We start from the raw sequence: 15,914 nt of genomic DNA on the forward strand, positions 1-15,914 counted from the left end.
GCCGTCCTTGGTCGGCGCGGCGACCTTCGGAACGGCTCGTATTTTATTGACGATTATCGTCGACGTTGCCGCGAGGTATCGAATAAGGCTTGAGCTCCGTCGCTGCTTCCGTATTCGGAAACGCGCTTCTCGCTTCCGATTCCAATTCAGCTAAATCCTCCTGCTTATATCGCGAGCTGAAATGGGTAATCAACAGTCGTTTTGCCCCTGCTTTTCGTGCGGTCTCGGCCGCTTGAATGGAGGTGGAGTGTCCGTACTCTCCAGCTTTTTCGGCAAGATCGGCCAGAAAAGTCGCCTCGTGAACAAGCATATCCGCATCCTTGGCGAGCGCTACGGCATTCCCGCACGGCTTGGTATCCCCCAACACCGTGATGACGCGCCCATGCAACGAGCTTCCGACCGCCTCTTCCGAGCGAATGATTCGACCGTCCTCCAACGCGACGTCTTGCCCCGACTTTAGGAGACCGAATAGCGGCCCGGCCGGGACGCCAATCTCAAGAAGCCAATCCGTTCGGAGCGCTCCGGTCCGCGGACGCTCGGTAATTCGATATCCGAAGCATTCGATACGATGATCCAACGCGGCCGCTTCCACGATGAAGTCTTCGTCGCGATACGCTTCCCCTTCTCCGATCTCGTATATCCGTAACGGATACCCCAAGTGCGAATCCGAGATTCGGAAAGCATTTTCCACGAAATCTCGGATACCCGGAGGTCCGTATAACTCCATCTCGGCGGTTACGCCTAGCGAAGAACGGCTGCTTAGCAAGCCGGGAAGCCCGAAAATATGATCCCCGTGCAGATGGGTGACGAACAGCTTCTCTAGCTTGCTAAGCTTGAAGGGCGTCCGCAGCAGTTGATGCTGGGTCCCCTCTCCGCAATCGAACAACCAGAACGTTCCCCTGTTCTGAGGCATTCGCAGGACGATGGAGGTTACGTTCCTCTCCGCGATAGGCATTCCCGCATTCGTTCCCATAAACCACAGCTCCATCCGATACGCCTCCATTAAGACTAGGTTGTGCCTGCCTCGTTTTACCTTTAATGCTTATGTTTATCGAAAAAGGAAGCATTCCTTCAAGCCGTTATCGGCTTTCCGGATGCTTCCGCGTTATAGGAACGATATGGACCCTCCGGTATTAAACGCCGGTGCGCCTCTTTTGATTATTTTGTACCTTATGGATCTGCGTCTTCATCTTCTTCGGACCGGAATCCATATTCCCTTGCTGGCCGTTAGCCTGAAGCTGGGCTTGTTTCTTCTTCTCGAGAATGCGTTTGATCGCGTCCGCTTGGCTTTGTTTCTTCGGTTGTTCTCCGGCTTCTTTATCCGCCGGATTCGTATTGTTGTCGCTCATCTAATCACCCCATGTAATATGCCTGTACTTCTCTATTCTACAACATCGGAATGTTTATTTAATGTTTTTACCGTAAAAAATTTCATCCATCTCTTCTTTCAATTGCTCGGCGATGTCAGCTTGCTCCTGAGTGCCGAGCTTTTCCTTCGTGTATCCGAATAAATAATTGTTCAGATCGAATTCGCGAAGCTTGCATTTCGTATGAAAAATATTTTCCTGATATACGTTTACGTCGATCATGTCGTACTGTTGGATGATTTCCTGAGGGATGTAATTCTGGATCGAATTAATGTCGTGGTCGATAAATAGCTTCTGCCCTTCGATATCCCGGGTAAAACCCCTGACGCGATAATCGATCGTCATGATGTCCGTGTCGAATGAACGAATCAAATAATTCAGCGCCTTAAGCGGAGAAATCTCCCCGCAAGTGGATACGTCGATATCCGCCCGGAAGGTGCTGATCCCCTCGCTGGGATGGAATTCCGGATAGGTATGTACCGTGATGTGGCTCTTATCCAGCTGCAGCACGACATTTCCCGGCAACGGACCCGGAGATTCATCGTAGGACTCATTCGGAACTTCTACCACGGGACCTTCGGATACGAGTATCGTAACGCTTGCCCCTTGAGGGACGTAATCCTGCTTGGCCGTGTTCAGCACATGCGCTCCGATAATATCGGCTACGTTGTTAAGTATTTTCGTTAGTCTCTCCGAGTTGTATTGCTCGTCTATGTAAGCAATGTAAGCCTCGCGTTCTTCTCTCGTTTTCGTATAGCATACGTCGTACATATTGAAGCTCAAAGATTTCGTTAAGTTGTTAAACCCGTGCAAGGTGACTCGTTGTTCCGGCGTTAGCTTCATGTTGTCCCCCCGTTCTTAACACATATTACCCTTCTTTTCCTTTTCTGATTCCGTATGGCCGACTTCTAAGCAAATAGCCGCGCGAGGAACCAAACAGAATAAAACAAACACCTCAAACACGGAAACAAATTCCAACAAATTTACACAAAAAACCTTATAATAGAGTCGATAGAATATATAGACGGGGTGTATATATGAGATTTCTCAGTGTTATGCTCGTTTGTTGTCTGATCTTGGCGGGATGCGGCGATAGCTCCCCATCGAGCAACGCAAACGAACATGCCGGGCACAAGCCCACGATGGACGTTAAGCTCGATGTCGTCGGCGATCAGGTTACGGTAACCGTGACTACCGACATGACGATATCCCCCGAGCATTACGGAATGGCGCGCAATGCCGGAGAAGGTCACATCCATATGTATTTGGACAACGATCCTAAGGTAGCCGTCAAGGAAGACCATATGGTCTTCAAGGATCTGCCGATAGGCAAACACACATTAAAGGTCTCGCTTCATAATAATGACCATACTCCATATGACGTCACGCAAACGTTTGATTTCGAGATTGTATAATCTTCTAATAACAGGAGAACTGCCGTGCCCAGAAAACTAAGTCTACAGAACCGAATATTGATACTCGTAACGACGGTAACGATTCTCTTGATGTCCGTCATCGTTTGGTTCGACTCGTACAGCCTGCAGAAGTCCGTCGAAGAAACCTACGTTAGCCAGTTGGACGGAATGACGATCGCGATTAACGGAAGATACGAAGAATCCCATTCCATGCAAGACGTTCAGCAAATCTTCGACTATATCCAGTATAAGAACGCTAACGTCCTGAAGCTTACTTTATACGGGCAAGAAGAGATCTACGCTTCGACGGACAGAGAAATAGTCGGGCAGGCATCCCCGCCTGATTTGCTGACCCGGATACATAACGCGGATAACGAGACATTGATCTCCCATATTCGCAACGATGCCGACGGAATCCCCAAAGACCTGCTCACCGCGCCATTGAAGGAAGACGGTGTTACGATCGGCGCGATTGAACTGCTCGTGAACACTTCTGAGAGCGCGGATCTTATCCGCGACCGAGTTCGGTTCATCATCGGAGTAGGACTGGCGATTGCCGTGCTTCTCTTGATCACGCTGGCTTATATCATTCGCAGGCTGCTCATACGTCCGTTGCTGAAAATCCGCGAAGCTGCGATCACGGTAAAAAAAGGTTCTACTTATAAGGAAATCCCCCTCGATTCTAGCCATGAGATTAACGAAGTCGCATCGGCATTCAACGAAATGGTATACAACCTGGAAGGGCGTATCAAAGAACTGCAGCTTGCCCAGAAGCAACTGGTGGAATCGGAGAAAATGGTTGCACTGGGCAATCTCGTCGCAGGCGTTTCACACGAGATCAATACCCCGATCGGAATTGGCGTAACCGCCGCTTCGTACATGGACGAGAAATCCCGGGCTTTCCAAACCTTGTTCCAGGATAGCAAGATGAAACGTACGGACTTGGAGGATTATCTTCGCACCGTTCGCGAAACCACTGGAATGATTCAGACGAATCTTTTTCGAGCCTCGGAGCTCATTCGAAGCTTTAAGCAAGTCGCGGTAGACAGATCCATCGAGACGAAGAGAAGCTTCGGGATCAAGGAATACATCCAGGAAGTCCTAATCAGCTTAAAGCCGAACTTGAAGAAAACGAAGCATGAAGTAACCGTTAGCGGCGATGACGGGATTATTTTATTCAGCGATCCGGGTGCCATCTCGCAGATTATTACCAATCTAATCATGAATTCCATCATCCATGCTTTCGGACCTGAAGAGGAAGGCCGGATTTCCATCCATATTTTCGCCCAATATACCGACCTCGTCCTGCATTATTCCGATAACGGCAAAGGCATGTCCGAATCCGTAGTCGAGCAAATCTTCAATCCTTTCTTCACCACCAATCGCGGCGGAGGCGGAACCGGACTCGGTATGCATATCGTCTATAACTTGGCAACGCAATCGCTGAACGGAACGATCAGATGCGAGAGTACATTAGGTTCGGGAACCCACTTCATAATTCAATTTCCAATGATGAGCGAGGGATGACGCAATGGAACGCGAAAGCGAACAACAAGAGGACTATCTAATCTTCGCGGATGACGATCAAACACCAATTCCCGAGCCGGAATCCTCCAAGGAAAAATGGAAGGTCATCGTCGTCGACGATGAAATCGAAATTCATAACGTTACCCGGATGGTGCTGAGCGATTTCGAATTCGACGGCAAACGACTTGAGCTGATTAGCGCCCATACCGAGAAGGAAGCCCTTCAGGTCATTCTGGATCACCCGGACGCCGCGATCATTCTGCTGGACGTCGTAATGGACCAGGACGACTCCGGGCTGAAAATCGTCAAATACATACGCGAGCAGTTGAAACGGCAGTCGGTTCGGATCATCCTGCGCACGGGTCAGCCCGGACAAGCGCCCGAGAAGATCGTGATCACGAACTACGACATCAACGACTACAAGGAAAAAACCGAACTGACTTCCCAAAAGCTTTTTACGACCGTGATGTCGGCGCTGCGCTCCTATCGGGATATTATGGTGATCGAGAATAATAAAATCGGATTAGAGAAAATCATTAATTCATCGGCGGATTTGTTCGAGCTGAAGTCTATGAGGAAATTCGCTTCCGGCGTTCTGACACAGCTCACCTCCATCATGAATCTGAATAAGAACGCTCTCCATTGCAACAGCTACGCCGTATCGAAAGGGCAGGAAACGATCTACATTCTAGCGGCATCCGGCGATTATTCCCCGAACGAGAACGAGAAGATCGAAGACGTCGTCCCCTCTCATGTTCTTAGGAGCATCGAGAATACGTTCCGGAATCAGAAGGGAGATTTCTTCGACGACCACTTCACTTGTTATTTCCAGAGCAAGACGGGAAGCGAGAACGTCATCTACTTCGAAGGCTCCACCAAGCTGAACGAATGGAATCGGTACCTTATCGAAATATACAGCTCCAACGTATCCGTCGCCTTCGAGAACATTTACTTGAACGAGGAAGTCGAGAATACGCAAAAGGAAATTATTTTCACGTTGGGCGAGATCGCGGAAACCCGTTCCAAGGAAACCGGCAATCACGTCAAACGGGTTGCGGAATATTCCAAGCTCTTGGCCCTTAAGTACGGCATACCCGAAGACGAGGCCGAGATCGTCAGGCTGGCATCATCGATGCACGATGTAGGCAAGGTCGCCGTTCCGGACGCGATATTGAACAAGCCGGGCAAGCTTACACCGGAGGAGTTCGACACGATCAAGAATCACACTAACCACGGTTACGCTATGTTGAACCACTCGAACAGGGATATCATCAAGACTGCCGCCATTATCGCATATCAGCATCACGAGAAGTATAACGGACAAGGGTATCCGAACGGTCTTGCCGGCGAAGAGATCCATATCTATGGCAGGATTGCGGCGATTGCCGACGTATTCGACGCTCTCGGAAGCGAAAGAGTGTACAAAAGGGCTTGGCCCCTCGAGGACATTCTGGACTATTTCCGCAAGGAAAGCGGACAGCATTTCGACCCCTCGCTCGTGACTCTTTTCTTCGATAATCTAGAGGGAATATTGAAGATACGGGATCAATACGCGGATTCTATGAATAGCTCGTTATAGCGGAGAAATAAGGATGGGCTGCGGTGGATACCGCAGCCCATTCGAGTTGTATGGAGGAGCATCGAATGGAAGAACTCTCCGTGCTGTAGCCATACTTTCTATGCTTGGAGCTTCGGAAGAACGACCACTCCGTGCTGTAGCCATACTTTCTATGCTTAATATTCGTGCGTGCGCCTCCATCTCTTCTCCTTTTCCTCCCCGAAAAATTTTTCTGATCCTAACCGGATTTTCCGCCGTTCTCTCATCATCATCAATAATCGCTAGCATAAATTCAATCAATTTAGAATAATTCTAATTTAGCGTTGAAAAATCATTGATAGAGAGTATCATTAGATTCGTGGTTCAAATCATTTAAGGAGTGATTCTGTCATGACTACCGATCGCAACCATTTGACGACCAGCTGGGGGGCTCCCGTGGGAGACAACCAAAACTCGATGACGGCAGGTTCTCGAGGTCCGACCTTGATTCAAGATGTCCATCTTCTAGAGAAACTAGCTCATTTTAATAGAGAACGCGTTCCCGAACGGGTCGTTCATGCCAAAGGTGCCGGAGCGCATGGGTACTTCGAGGTGACGAACGATCTATCGGAATACACGAAAGCTAGCTTTCTATCCGAGATTGGCAAGAAAACACCTATGTTCATCCGTTTCTCCACGGTTGCGGGAGAGTTGGGCTCGGCGGATACGGTCCGCGACCCGCGCGGCTTCGCCGTAAAGTTCTACACGGACGAAGGAAACTACGATCTGGTAGGCAATAATACTCCCGTCTTCTTCATTCGCGATGCGATCAAATTTCCCGACTTCATCCATACGCAGAAACGCCATCCGCAGACCCATCTGAAAAACCCGAATGCGGTATGGGATTTTTGGTCCCTCTCCCCCGAATCGCTGCATCAAGTCACGATTCTTATGTCCGACCGCGGTATTCCGGCGACTCTCAGGCACATGCACGGCTTCGGCAGCCATACCTTTAAGTGGGTCAACGCCCAAGGCGAAGCCGTGTGGGTCAAATATCATTTCAAGACGGAACAAGGCGTCAAAAACCTGGACGTGAACCTAGCCGCCAAGCTGGCCGGCGAGAATCCCGATTACCATACGGAGGATCTGTTCAACGCGATTGCGAACGGGGACTTCCCGGCATGGAAGCTGCATGTGCAAATCATGCCGATCGAGGACGCGAATACTTACCGGTTCGATCCGTTCGACGTCACGAAAGTATGGTCGCAGAAGGATTACCCGCTGATCGAAGTCGGTCGCATGGTGCTCGACAGAAACCCCGAGAACTATTTCGCCGAAGTCGAACAGGCGACCTTCTCTCCGGGCTCCTTCGTTCCGGGCATCGAGGCATCTCCCGATAAAATGCTGCAAGGACGACTCTTCGCCTATTCCGACGCGCATCGTTACCGGGTCGGCGCGAACCATAACGCGTTACCGATCAACCGTCCGCAGACCGAAGTGAACACGTATCAACGTGACGGCCAAATGCGTTCCGACGGCAACGGCGGAAGCTCCGTCTATTACGAGCCCAACAGCTATGGCGGGCCGAAAGAAACGCCGCAAAACAAGCCGGCTGCTTACGAGGTGACGGGCGAAGCCGACAGCGTCGGTTACGATCATCACGACCATTACACGCAGCCCGGTGACCTCTACAGGTTGCTCAGTACGGAAGAACGCGCCCGTCTCGTCCAGAATATCGTCGGCGCCATGCTTCCGGTCGAGAAGGACGAGATCAAGCTTCGCCAGATCGGGCACTTCTACAAAGCCGACCCCGAGTTCGGCCAAGGAATCGCCGACGGTCTCGGGTTATCGGTTACCCGCGAAGCTTAAGAACGATAGTTAACGACAATCAGCCAGCCCCTCCTGCAAATAGGAGGGGCTGGCTGATTTCGTTTATTGCTCTTCGCGGAACGATTGCTCGCAGTTAACCGTCTAGTGGTTACTATTGAAGTGAGAGGTATTTTCGGCGGGTTTAGAGCGGCTACACCGCTTTAAATCGACAGCTGAGGCTCTTCGGCGGAATTAGTGCGGCTACGCCGCTTTAAATCGACAGTTGAGGCACTTTCGATGGAATTAGAGTGGCTACACCGCATTAAATTGACAGCCGAGGCACTCTCGATCGAATTAGAGCGGCTACACCGCTTTAAATCGACAGCCGAGGGCACTTTCAGCTAGTCGCTCTAACTCCTTAGATCTCCTTAACCTAAGGATACCTATTTTCACCAAGCGACTTCGGTTCCCCAACGGCTGCAAGGGTGGAGTTAGCTCGATTTCGTTACTAATTCGGTTCCCCAACGGCTGCGAGGGTAGAGTTAGCTCGATTTCGTTACTAATTCGGTTCCCCAACGGCTGCGAGGGCGGAGTTAGCTCGATTTCGTTACTATTTCGGTTCCCCAACGGCTGCGAGGGCAGAGTTAGCTCGATTTCGTTACTAATTCGGTTCCCAAACTGCTGCGAGGGCGGAGTTAGCTCGATTTCGTTACTATTTCGGTTCCCCAACGGCTGCGAGGGCAGAGTTAGCTCGATTTCGTTACTAATTCGGTTCCCAAACGGCTGCGAGGGCGGAGTTAGCTCGATTTCGTTACTAATTCGGTTCCCCAATGGCTGAGAGGGCGGAGTTAGGTCCATGACAGGCACCTACCCTTTAACCGCGCCAACGCTCAATCCGCCGATTATAAACCGCTGGAAAAATAAAAAGAGGACGACAGGCGGAATCAGAGTCATGGTCAGAATAGCAAAACGTATGTTCCAATTAATCGTCGAACCCGGATAGATGATCTTAGAATATATCGCGGCGGCCAGAGGCAACTTATCTTCCTTCATAACCAAGTAAGACCAGTAGAAATCGTTCCATGTTGTCGAGAATCCCAGCAACACGAGGGTAACTAGTATAGGCGCGGATAAAGGAATAGCTATGCCCAAGAAGCACCTTAGCTCCGAAGCGCCATCGATTCTGGCCGATTCGAACAGCTCCTTATGGATGCCGTCGAAGAAGTTCTTCAAAAGCAACAAGAAAAACGCGTTAGCGCCGGCGGGCAGCCAAAAAGCCCAATAAGTATTCAACAAGCCGAAGCCCTTCAGGTTAAGGTAGTTCGGAATCAAGTAGGATGCGGCCGGAATCAATAGGGTTGAGAGGAAATACAAGGTGATCCACTTCTTCATGGGCACTCTCAAGTGAGACAAGCTGTAAGCCGCTAATCCTATGAAAGTCAGAGAGAACACCGTGTTTCCGAAAAATATAAAAAGAGTGTTCTTAAAATACTTGGTTATGTTGAACAAGGTTAACGATTCTTTATAATTCTCCCATAACCAGTTACTCGGAAAAAATGGCGTAGGAAACGTGAAAAATTCCTTCGTCGTTTTAAGGGAACCCAAAAAGGTGTTCACGAACGGATATAACATCGATAGAGAGATAAGCGCAATGCATATAACCATCAAGCCATATACAAGTTTCACGCTGGTTTTTCTGAAGTCGTATCGGGACATGATCGCGCGTTCCCGCGTGTTCTTCATCCTCCATCGCCTCCGCGTCTCAGCTTAATCGTAACCACGGAGCAGACGACCAAAACTACGAACATGATGCTTCCCATGGCGCTTGCATTCCCGAAGTTAAAGTTGTTGAACGCTTCTCTTGTCGTCAACAGGAGGTAAGTCAGCGTCGCATTGTCGGGTCCGCCGTTAGTCATCGTCAATTGGGATTGGAAGGACTGCGATGTGGCGATCAACTGTAGCCCGAGGAGTACCAGAATCAAGCCTTTAATGCTTGGAAGCGTAATGTAACGGATACGTGCCCATACGCCCGCGCCGTCCAATTCCGACGCCTCGTATAAATCCTTGGGAACAGCGGTTAAAGCGGCAATATAGATCAAGGTAGCGCTTCCGAAGTTTTGCCAAGTTTCCAGAATAATTAAAGACAATACGGCATGCTCTCTGCTATAGAAATCAAAGCTCGGCAAACCCAAGAAATTCAAGAACGAGTTGATCGGACCTATCGGGTCATAGAACCACTTCCACATCGCGTACAGCACGATCGCCGGAATGATACTCGGCAAGTAGCCGATGACTCGGGCGGATCCCTGAAACCACTTCAATTCCGACACCGCTATCGCCATCGCGATCGGCATCCAAAATCCGATCAACACGGCCAGTCCCATGTATACTAACGTGTTTTTTACTGCCGTGTAATAATCAGGATTGCTCAGAACGTCCGCGAAATTTTTCCAGCCGACAAACACGTTGCCGCTGACGAAATCCACGCTATAGAAGCTATAAACAATCCCTTTGAATATCGGAACCCATAAAAACAGAAAAAAGATGAGGATTTCCGGAATTAAAAAAAGCAGCCCCCAAAAATACCACCGTGTCTTCCTGCGTAATCCCGGCTTCGCGATCGGAGTTCCCAGTTGCAGTTCCATCTCTTTCACTCCCAATTTGGTTGTAAAAAAGAGGTCTAGTACTGTATCAGCCTAGACCCCTCTCCTGGATTAAGACACGGACTACTCTGGGATTACGACTTTATCGAAGATATTTTTCTGCACCTTCGCGGCCGCATCGTCGAGAAGCTGCTGCAAATCGATATCGCCTTTGCTCGTGAATACTTTCTGGATGACGTTGGCCATTTCGCCATAGTAGGCTTGCACCTCATAAGTCGCTTCCAGCTTGGATTCAAGCAAACCGTTTAAGGCAGGATCGAATTTGTACACGTTGTCGTGTTTGGCTAGTACCTCTTCGTATTTCTTGCCGAACTCCGAGCTATCGTTCCAATAGTTGATCATCTGCGGAACGAAAATTTCGTTTTTCGCTTTTTTCGCCGCGATCTGAGCATCGATCGATTCCAGGTAAGCATCCGTAAAGTATTCGTTTACGACGAAATCGAAAGCGGCTTTCTGCTGTTCTTTCGTGGCTAAACCGTTGATAACCTTATAGTTACCGCCGGCAATGCCGAGATGCTTGCCGCCCTTGGTCACGGACGGAATAGGATACAGTGCGATGTCGTCTTTATTTAATCCGCCTTGGTTAATCGCCTGGTCGGCAGCATTACCGTTTCCGACCAAAATCATCCCGCCTCGGCCTTGTTGAAATAGCGTCATCGCATCTCCGTAACCTATCGCCCAAGTTTTCGGAATGACGTTGGCATCCTTCAAATCTTTGTAGAGTTGCAGCGCCTTAAGTCCCGCTTCCGAATTAAAAGCAGCCGTAACCTTGCCGTCCGCTACGGTCTGAACGTCTCCGCCCGCCGAGTACAAGAAATTCGTCCAGTTCCATCCCGATTCCGTACCCGTGCCCATCGGAATGATCCCTGCGATCCCTTTGGCGGGATCATTGATCGCTTTAGCCGCCTCGATAAGTTCATCCCAAGTCCAATCTAGCGGCGGTAGCGGAACCCCTTTGTCGGCGAACAGCTTCTTGTTGATCGTGACCGTCACGCCGTAGGCATCGATTGGAACTCCGTATGTTTTGCCATCGATAACGTATGGCTCCATGGCCTTTTCGTTCAAATCTTTGCCGAACTCCCAATTTGCCATGTAGTCGGTTAAATCCGCGATCCACTTTTTCCCGGTTAGCAATCTTGCTTCGGTCGCCCAAGTGGTAAATTCGGTTTGAGCGCTATTGGAAGCCATTTTGATTGCGATCTGCGTGTTCTCGTACTTCCAATATTCCGGCGTTATCGTGACATGGGGTTGCTTCTCTTGGAATCTCTTGATTTGAGCATCCAAAGAGATATTCTCTTGCGTCTTATCGGGCGGAAAAGCGTAAGCTATAATGCTTACCGGCTCCGCGTTCGCGGATTCCGACGGCGTTGCCTCCTCCGTCGCGGACGATGACGCCGAAGGCGTCTCGCTTGATGCCGCAGGACTACTCCTATTCCCCTTGTTATCGCCGTTTCCGCATCCTGCGATAATCAGGATGAGCACCAGAGCGCTAATCAGCAAGCTTTTCTTCATTTTTGTTCTATCCCCTCTCGAATGGCTAAATAATTTACATTTTTATTATAAAACGCCATTATGTTCCACTGCGAGGTGTGATATATCGTTTACGAAGGGATAAATTATGATCAGACGCGCGACCATTCCTCAACTTTTGATTTCAGACGGGTTGACGCCGAAATGCTTCTTGAATATTTTGCTGAAGTGCTCCGGCGATTCATATCCGATCTCGTCGGAAATCTCGTATCTCCTCATATCCGTCGTCAGAATCAGCCTCTTGGCCTCTTCCATCCGCAGCTTGGTTACGTAATCCCATAAGTTAATGCCGACGATTTTCTTGAATAGATAGCTTAAATAGTTTGGACTCAAGCAAATCGCCTCCGCGATTTCTTGCAGCTTCAAGCTCTTCTGCCGGTAGTTCTCGTCGATGTACTGAATCGCGCTCTGAATAAAAGAATTGTTGTCGTCCAAGATTTGTTTCGTCACGGGAATGCCTCCGGCGGACGGCGGATTCTCGTATTTGTCGAAGTCCTCGATGTAGAACACATTATGGTCCTTATGCACGTCGCTCCATCGAACGGCTTCCTTGGCTTCCTTGGCAATATCCACCCAGCTTTGCATGCCTTCCCGAATGCGGCTGATGCCGATTACGCTTTCCATGTTAAGAAATTTCCGAAGATGGTTATGCAGCAGTTGCGCGGTCATCGTCTGCTCGTTCAATCGAGTGATAGAATTGTTCATTTCCTCCATCGTGAATTGCAGGATGACGGAAATCGAATGGCTGCCGCTATGGAAAACGATTCTCTCCCATCCGTTAAGCGTCTCTTCGATAACGTTAAGCGCAGCGTACCTGAGCAGGTTCCTATCGCGGAACGAACGAATGTCGGCCCCGTGAAGGCCCGCCTTCGCGAGGTTGAGCTTGATGGAGAGCAAGCAATAGAACGGTCCGTCGAACCGACGGCCGAGATATTGAAATACTTCCTCCGCCTCCGAATCGCTGAATCCTTCGGAGACGAGCTCGTTCAAGATATGATTACGATTCGAACTCATTTCCTCGAAGGAAAATTTCTGATTGAAGGTCGAATCGGTCAGCGACCGAAGCTGCGAATCCCTTTCCGCCAGCAGATTGCGAACGACCCGGACCAGCTCCGCGGGAATGACCGGTTTGACGATATACTCCTTCACGCCGAATTTCAACGCTTTCTGCGCGTATTCGAACTCGCCGTGCGCGGACAGAACGACGGTCGGAATCATCGGATTCTCGGCGAATATCGTTTCGATCAGTTCGATGCCGTTCATTAAATCCATCTGGATATCGGTAATAATAAGATCGATTTTCTCGAGCCGAATGTAATCCAAAGCTTCGAAGCCGTTATTGGCCGCGAATACCTCCGCGATATCGATACCGGCATTCATGAGCACCGTCGCCACTCCCATGCAGATCATCGGCTCGTCATCCACGACCAGAACGTTGTACATGTCGATTATCGCTCCCTTCCTATGCATTAAGCGGTTAAATTTCCTCTGCCCTCGCCGGAATGACCATATACACGCAAGTCCCGCCCCCCGGACGGAATTCGTAGCTTAAGCCGTATGTCTCCCCGAAGTGGAGCTTGATCCTCTTGTTCACGTTCTGAATGCCGAAGCCTTCCTGCTCGCGTTCCCCGTTCACGATTTCGTTCAACTTGCCGATATCCGCCGTCTTGTACCCATTGTCCTCTATAGCTATTTTGATCAGATCATCGCACTTGCTGATAGATATCCAAAGCTTGCCTTCGTTGTCCATTTTACGGATGCCATGCATGATCGCGTTCTCCACGAGCGGCTGCAAGACAACCTTCGGAATCAAATACGGTTTCGCTTCTTCTTGGATATCCCAATGGATCTCGAATTCATAGTTGTTGCGCTTTAATTGCAATCTGAGATAAGCCTCGATATGATTCAATTCTTCGGAGATCGGAATCAGGGTTTTACCGCGGCTCAAGCCGATGCGCATTAATAGCGAGAGATCGCGGATCATCTCGGCGGACTCGGCGTTCCCTTCGATCGTCGTTCTCCAGAATATCGATTCCAGCGTGTTGTATAGCAAATGAGGATTTATCTGCGAGTGAAGAATAGTCAGTTCAGCTTCCTTGTGCTTGAGCTCCAGATCGTATTTATCGTGTATCGTCTGGTTGAGCCGTTTGGTCATGTCTATGAACGCGTTATTCAAGAGACCGATTTCGTCCCGACGATTATCCTTGTATTCGTTCGTTAACGGCCTTCCCGGTTCGAACGACCGGCTTAACCTCGCTAACCGCGACAAGGGACTCAGAATATGCCTGAAAAAGTAAACGCTCGCAATCAGCAGCACGCAGAAGTAAACGATCATCAGATAATTAACCAGCTGCCTCATCGCCTCATGTTCGCCTATGATCGAGCTGATCGGAATTTTGAACAGAAGCTTCGTATCGCTGTTCCTGCTCGTATGAACGGCGTACAACGAGGAAGCTCCGCTTTTACGATCGATGTACACGCCTTCAGACGAACGGAATATTTCCTGCGGCAGCGAGAACGTCGAGCCGATCTCCAGTCCGGATGAATTCGCGAGCACGATGTTCCCTTTGTTCAACAGCACGATCTGACCGTCTTTCGGAATTTTGAGCGATTCCAAATCCCTCTGCAGCAGCACATCCAACCCGGTCATCACGAATACGCCCGCCGGCGAGCGATCGTCCAAATAATTGTTCATGCTCCTGATATAGGCAGCGGTCTTGATGCCGCTTTGATTATCGCCCAATTGGTTCATGATCCGAATAATACCGGTTCCCCTGGCATTGACCGCATCTTGGAACCAACTGGACGCCGAAGTATCGCATGCGAAAAATACCCCGTTCGACTTCACGTCCGAGTGGAGAGCGAAGGGGTAATCGTCGGCAACTTCAGGGATGAACATCGAGAAGTTCATTGCATTCTTGGAATAACCGGTCAACAGCTTATCCAGTACGAGATATTTCTGCAATCGTTCGAACTCGTTTAACGGAGTCGTATCGAACATTCGCTGCGTCTCGGGCGTAAACATCAACTTCTCCGTCGTACCGTCGACGGATGTGATATCGCGATCCAAGGTCAAATGGCTTGTTTTGACCAGTTGAAACAGCGTATCGCCCATCTGATCCTCCGTGATTTCCGCGACCTTGACCGATACGATCCAATAAGCCGCCAAAATCGGGATAACGATAAGAAAGACGATGAACACGATCAGTTTCTGAATTAAGTTCATTCGCGAAAACCACTTGAACATCGACACCTCATCCGCTCCCGAAACCATCATGTGACTCTATCATATGATTGTACTCGACCTAGTACGATGTTAGATATTATGAATATTCGGTGCGATATTACGGATTCGCAAGAAATTTCCTCAGGAAAGTTCCTCCCAGCGTGCCCACATCTCCCGTGGATTCAGTTCGTAGATTTGCTCTTCCCTGTACATATACTGGTGCATAATGAATTCTCGGCGAATCGTGGCGAAATCCTCGTGGAAAGCTTTAATGAATTCGTTAATTTCCTTCTCCCCGTATTTCCTGCCCAAGTCCAGCTTCGACACGAGATGCTCCAATACGATCAGTTTTTTCTTCAGTTGTGCCGGTAAATGCTTCAGCTTGCCTTCCATCGTGAAGAAGTTCTTCAAGACGGCTTCCCTCGTTCTTGCTTGGTCGTTTATGCTCATATCCGCTTCTCCTTGGGAACCCGCCCGACGGTATATCAAATTTTCCGTTGCGGTCGAGCTGTTCTTAATAAAATAATCGTTCAACGAAAAATAAATCGCGTTTTTCTCCCTGCGTTCGTTAATCAAACTGGCTTCCCTCAGCTTGGCTGCGTGGTGGGTGATCGTCGCCGGGGTAACGGATAACTTCTCCGCGAGAGTCAGCCCATTTCGTTCTCCGTCGGCAAGCAGAATTAGAATCTTGATTCTCGTCGGATCGGCGAGAGCTTTATGGTAACCGACTATTTTGTCTAATTGCATGCTCGAGTCATCTCCTCAAAGCTATTTAATAACCTTCTAATTAGATATTTGTTAAATTACATAATAAGGGAGATACAAAGGGCTGTCAATAAA

Annotated in this window: 13 protein-coding genes; 4 read left to right on the forward strand and 9 right to left on the reverse strand. The window is 49.4% G+C overall.

Annotation, left to right across the window (positions count from 1 at the left end):
• Positions 1-43: 43 nt before the first annotated feature.
• The 3 genes from rnz to speD form a co-directional block, all read right to left on the reverse strand.
• Positions 44-988 (reverse strand): ribonuclease Z, encoded by a 945-nt coding sequence (rnz, locus tag DFP95_RS21630; RefSeq protein WP_115994781.1) that lies wholly within the window; start codon positions 986-988, stop codon positions 44-46.
• 145 nt (positions 989-1,133) lie between these two features.
• Positions 1,134-1,349 (reverse strand): hypothetical protein, encoded by a 216-nt coding sequence (locus DFP95_RS21635; RefSeq protein ID WP_115994782.1) that lies wholly within the window; start codon positions 1,347-1,349, stop codon positions 1,134-1,136.
• 54 nt (positions 1,350-1,403) lie between these two features.
• A complete protein-coding gene (speD, locus tag DFP95_RS21640; protein WP_115994783.1) occupies positions 1,404-2,210 on the reverse strand; it encodes an adenosylmethionine decarboxylase in 807 nt (268 codons plus the stop codon).
• Positions 2,211-2,404: 194 nt separating this feature from the next.
• Here speD and DFP95_RS21645 point away from each other — a divergent pair, with 194 nt between their 5' ends.
• From DFP95_RS21645 to katA, 4 genes are all read left to right on the forward strand, one after another.
• Positions 2,405-2,782 carry a hypothetical protein gene (locus tag DFP95_RS21645; RefSeq protein WP_147304203.1) on the forward strand — a complete coding sequence of 126 codons (378 nt, stop codon included), beginning with the start codon at positions 2,405-2,407 and terminating at the stop codon, positions 2,780-2,782.
• A gap of 24 nt (positions 2,783-2,806) precedes the next feature.
• On the forward strand, positions 2,807-4,309 hold the full coding sequence (locus DFP95_RS21650; RefSeq protein ID WP_115994785.1) for a sensor histidine kinase: 1,503 nt from the start codon (positions 2,807-2,809) through the stop codon (positions 4,307-4,309).
• A 4-nt stretch (positions 4,310-4,313) separates the two neighbouring features.
• Positions 4,314-5,888, forward strand: a complete 1,575-nt coding sequence (locus tag DFP95_RS21655) for a DUF3369 domain-containing protein (protein WP_115994786.1) — start codon at positions 4,314-4,316, stop codon at positions 5,886-5,888.
• A gap of 369 nt (positions 5,889-6,257) precedes the next feature.
• A complete protein-coding gene (katA, locus tag DFP95_RS21660) occupies positions 6,258-7,715 on the forward strand; it encodes a catalase KatA (RefSeq protein WP_115994787.1) in 1,458 nt (485 codons plus the stop codon).
• A gap of 807 nt (positions 7,716-8,522) precedes the next feature.
• On the opposite strand, the gene DFP95_RS21670 is transcribed toward katA, so the two are convergent.
• The 6 genes from DFP95_RS21670 to DFP95_RS21695 all read right to left on the reverse strand — a co-directional run bounded on the left by DFP95_RS21670 (position 8,523) and on the right by DFP95_RS21695 (position 15,821).
• Positions 8,523-9,398, reverse strand: coding sequence for a carbohydrate ABC transporter permease (locus DFP95_RS21670; protein WP_115994789.1), 876 nt, complete (start codon positions 9,396-9,398; stop codon positions 8,523-8,525).
• On the reverse strand, positions 9,395-10,300 hold the full coding sequence (locus DFP95_RS21675) for a carbohydrate ABC transporter permease (protein ID WP_115994790.1): 906 nt from the start codon (positions 10,298-10,300) through the stop codon (positions 9,395-9,397). Before DFP95_RS21675 ends, DFP95_RS21670 begins: the two co-directional genes overlap by 4 nt.
• 81 nt (positions 10,301-10,381) lie before the next feature.
• Positions 10,382-11,830: an ABC transporter substrate-binding protein gene (locus DFP95_RS21680; RefSeq protein ID WP_115994791.1), complete on the reverse strand. Its 1,449-nt coding sequence runs from the start codon at positions 11,828-11,830 to the stop codon at positions 10,382-10,384.
• A 129-nt stretch (positions 11,831-11,959) separates the two neighbouring features.
• Positions 11,960-13,291: a response regulator gene (locus DFP95_RS21685; RefSeq protein ID WP_181907556.1), complete on the reverse strand. Its 1,332-nt coding sequence runs from the start codon at positions 13,289-13,291 to the stop codon at positions 11,960-11,962.
• A 34-nt stretch (positions 13,292-13,325) separates the two neighbouring features.
• Positions 13,326-15,074, reverse strand: coding sequence for a cache domain-containing sensor histidine kinase (locus DFP95_RS21690; protein WP_181907557.1), 1,749 nt, complete (start codon positions 15,072-15,074; stop codon positions 13,326-13,328).
• Between the two features lie 141 nt (positions 15,075-15,215).
• On the reverse strand, positions 15,216-15,821 hold the full coding sequence (locus DFP95_RS21695) for a DUF2087 domain-containing protein (protein WP_115994794.1): 606 nt from the start codon (positions 15,819-15,821) through the stop codon (positions 15,216-15,218).
• Positions 15,822-15,914 lie beyond the last annotated feature (93 nt).

This window comes from Cohnella lupini (assembly GCF_003386205.1).
In the GTDB taxonomy this organism is placed as follows: Bacteria; Bacillota; Bacilli; order Paenibacillales; family Paenibacillaceae; genus Cohnella; species Cohnella lupini.

Excerpts from the sequence above, each read along its gene's own strand:
- DFP95_RS21635 (WP_115994782.1), bottom strand. The coding sequence starts at position 1,349 with ATGAGCGACAACAATACGAATCCGGCGGATAAAGAAGCCGGAGAACAA.
- rnz (WP_115994781.1), bottom strand. The coding sequence starts at position 988 with ATGGAGCTGTGGTTTATGGGAACGAATGCGGGAATGCCTATCGCGGAG.
- DFP95_RS21655 (WP_115994786.1), top strand. The coding sequence starts at position 4,314 with ATGGAACGCGAAAGCGAACAACAAGAGGACTATCTAATCTTCGCGGAT.
- speD (WP_115994783.1), bottom strand. The coding sequence starts at position 2,210 with ATGAAGCTAACGCCGGAACAACGAGTCACCTTGCACGGGTTTAACAAC.
- DFP95_RS21670 (WP_115994789.1), bottom strand. The coding sequence starts at position 9,398 with ATGAAGAACACGCGGGAACGCGCGATCATGTCCCGATACGACTTCAGA.
- katA (WP_115994787.1), top strand. The coding sequence starts at position 6,258 with ATGACTACCGATCGCAACCATTTGACGACCAGCTGGGGGGCTCCCGTG.
- DFP95_RS21690 (WP_181907557.1), bottom strand. The coding sequence starts at position 15,074 with ATGAACTTAATTCAGAAACTGATCGTGTTCATCGTCTTTCTTATCGTT.
- DFP95_RS21645 (WP_147304203.1), top strand. The coding sequence starts at position 2,405 with ATGAGATTTCTCAGTGTTATGCTCGTTTGTTGTCTGATCTTGGCGGGA.
- DFP95_RS21680 (WP_115994791.1), bottom strand. The coding sequence starts at position 11,830 with ATGAAGAAAAGCTTGCTGATTAGCGCTCTGGTGCTCATCCTGATTATC.
- DFP95_RS21695 (WP_115994794.1), bottom strand. The coding sequence starts at position 15,821 with ATGCAATTAGACAAAATAGTCGGTTACCATAAAGCTCTCGCCGATCCG.
- DFP95_RS21675 (WP_115994790.1), bottom strand. The coding sequence starts at position 10,300 with ATGGAACTGCAACTGGGAACTCCGATCGCGAAGCCGGGATTACGCAGG.
- DFP95_RS21685 (WP_181907556.1), bottom strand. The coding sequence starts at position 13,291 with ATGTACAACGTTCTGGTCGTGGATGACGAGCCGATGATCTGCATGGGA.